The 2,654-nt window shown below is 68.2% G+C and carries 1 protein-coding gene and 1 pseudogene; both read right to left on the bottom strand.

All coding sequences use genetic code 11. From position 1 onward, the window contains the following. On the bottom strand, window positions 1-1,136 hold a 1,136-nt coding region (locus ACN27A_RS34595; RefSeq protein ID WP_421459265.1), incomplete at its 3' end, for a condensation domain-containing protein. A gap of 199 nt (window positions 1,137-1,335) precedes the next feature. Beyond that, window positions 1,336-2,628: pseudogene (locus tag ACN27A_RS34600) on the bottom strand (non-ribosomal peptide synthetase); the annotation flags it as partial. Window positions 2,629-2,654: the final 26 nt, after the last annotated feature.

The following is a 2,654-nucleotide window of genomic DNA, read 5'->3' on the forward strand; positions in this document are numbered from 1 at the left end:
GCGGCGGTGTCCACGGTGCCGGCGTTGAGCTCCACGGTATGTGCCAGCGGAGCGGACAGGTCGTGGTGCGTGTTGACGTTGGCCAGGCAGTCCCAGCTGATCTGCCAGGCCTCGGTTGGTTGTGCGGTGGCCCGGCCCCCGGTGCCGCCGAGGCGACCCAGGTAGTTGAATCCGATCGAGGGGTCGGGCCCGTCGAGGTCGACATCGTCGTTGAGGTAGCGCAGCAGCCCGTAGGTGACGCCGTCGGGCACGGTCCGCAGCTGTTCCTTGGCGTCCTTGAGCACCGTGCCCAACTCGGCGGCGCCGGAAACCACCTGGGCCCAGCTCAACCCACCCAGCGTCAGTGCCACCGGATATTTGGCGGTGAACCACCCGACGGTGCGCGACAGATCGATGACCTCGTTGCCACTGCCCAGCTCTTCCTCGCGGCCATGGCCTTCCACATCGATGCTGATCGCACCGGGCTCTCCGAGGAATTCGGCCAGTGCGAGTCCGAATGCGATCAGCAGGACATCGTTGATCCCGGCGTGGAACGCCGCGGGCACTTCGCCGAGCAGCAGCTCGGTGGTCTCGACATCGAGGTCCACCGACAGGTTTCCAGCGGTGCCCAGCGTGTCCGAGTCGGGGCGCACCGCGGGCAGCGCGCCTGATGTCGCGGCGATCTGCTGCCACGCCTGGGTGTGAGCGACGACACCGGGTTGCCGGGCGCGGCCGGGCAGCAATGCCGACCAACCGGCAAACGACATTCCCGGTGTGGGCAGTGTGACGGGTTGTCCGTTGCGGTGTTGGGTCCAGGCGAGGTTGAGGTCTTCGAGCAGGATGCGCCAGGAGACTCCGTCGACGGCGAGGTGGTGGGCGATGAGGACCAGTTCGCTGGTGGGTTTGACCCACAGGGCGCTGAGCATGGTTCCGGTTCGCGGGTTGAGTTGTGAGCGGGCGTGTGCGACGGCGTCGTCGGTGAGGGTGTCGATGGTGTGTAGGCAGTTTCGGGCGTCGACGGTGCCGGGTTCGGGGACGTGCAGTGCCCAGGTTCCGGTGCTGTCGTCGACGCGCAGGCGCAGCATGGCGTGGCGGTCGAGGACGGCTTGGAGCACGGTGACGACGTCGGCCTCGGTCACCCCGAGCGGCGCCTGCATCGCCACCGTCTGGTTGAACTCCTCGATCGAGGCGCCCGCGCTTTCCAAACCGTGCAGCCACTCGATGATGGGGGGTGGCGATCACGGGGCCGGTGCCCTCGTCGAGGACGGCGGTGTCCTCGTCGGCGACGGTGGCGACCTGGGCGAGTCGGGAAACGGTCTGTTCGACGAAGATGTCGCGGGGTCGGCAGAGCACTCCGGCGGCCCGGGCGCGGGCGACGACCTGCATGGACAGGATGCTGTCGCCGCCGAGTTCGAAGAACGATTCGTCGGTTCCGACCCGGTCGAGGCCCAGGACCTGGGCGTAGATGTCGGCGAGGATCTCTTCGACGGCGTCGGCCGGTGCGCGGTACTGCTCGACGTGCTGGTATTCCGGGGCCGGCAGCGCCCGCTTGTCGAGTTTGCCGTTGACCGTCAACGGCATCACCTCGACCGGCACCACCGCCGTGGGAACCATGTATTCGGGAAGCCGTTCGGACAGGGCGGTCCGCAGCGCAGCGGGATCGACGGTCTGCCCGCCGACTGCGGTGACGTAGCCGACGAGGCGTTTGTCGCCGGGGCGGTCCTCGCGGACGAGTACCACCGCCTGCTTGACTCCGTCGATGGTGGCCAGGGCGGCTTGGACTTCGCCGAGTTCGATGCGGTAGCCGCGGATCTTGACTTGTTCGTCGGCGCGGCCGAGGTAGCGCAGTTCTCCGTCGGGTCCCCAGCTCATCAGGTCGCCGGTGCGGTACATGCGTTGGCCGGGTGGGCCGTAGGGGCAGGCCAGGAATCGTGTTGCGCTCAGTGCGGCGCGGCCGAGGTAGCCGGCGGCCAGGCCGGCGCCGGCGACGTAGAGTTCTCCGGTCACTCCGGCCGGGACCGGGCGCAGCCAGGGGTCGAGGACGAAGAAGCCGAGGTGGCCCAGCGGGACCCCGATCGGGCTGGTGGGGTTGTCGAGGTCGGTGGCGGTGATCTCGCGGAACGAGGCGTGCACGGTGGTTTCGGTGATGCCGTACATGTTGATCAGCCGGGGCAGGCGGGGGTGAGCATCACGCCAGCTCCGCAGCCGATGTGGCTCCAGCGCTTCGCCGCCGAAAACCACTGCCTCGAGCCCCAACTGATCGGCGGAGTCGGACCGGGCGGCGTCGGCGGTCTGCAGGGCGTAGAACGCTGAGGGGGTTTGGCTGAGGATGGTGATCTGTTCGCTGATCAGCAGGGCGTGCAGGTCTTCGGGTGAGCGGACCACGGTGTCGGGGACGATGACCAGCCGGCCGCCGTGCAGCAGTGCTCCCCAGATCTCCCAGACCGAGAAGTCGAAGGCCAGTGAGTGGCATTGTGACCACACCTGTCCGGCGAGTTCGATGTCGGTGTCGAGGGTGCTCAGCAGCCGGATCACGTTGCGGTGCGGTATCGCTACGCCCTTGGGTGTTCCGGTGGTGCCTGAGGTGTAGATGATGTAGGCGATGTCGTCAGGGCCCGGTTGGGCCGGCGTGGCGGCGGGGTCTGCGATGTCGCCGACGTCTGCGAGGTCCCCAA

Source organism: Micromonospora sp. WMMD737, from assembly GCF_049179055.1.
GTDB classification, from domain to species: domain Bacteria; phylum Actinomycetota; class Actinomycetes; order Mycobacteriales; family Micromonosporaceae; genus Micromonospora; species Micromonospora reichwaldensis.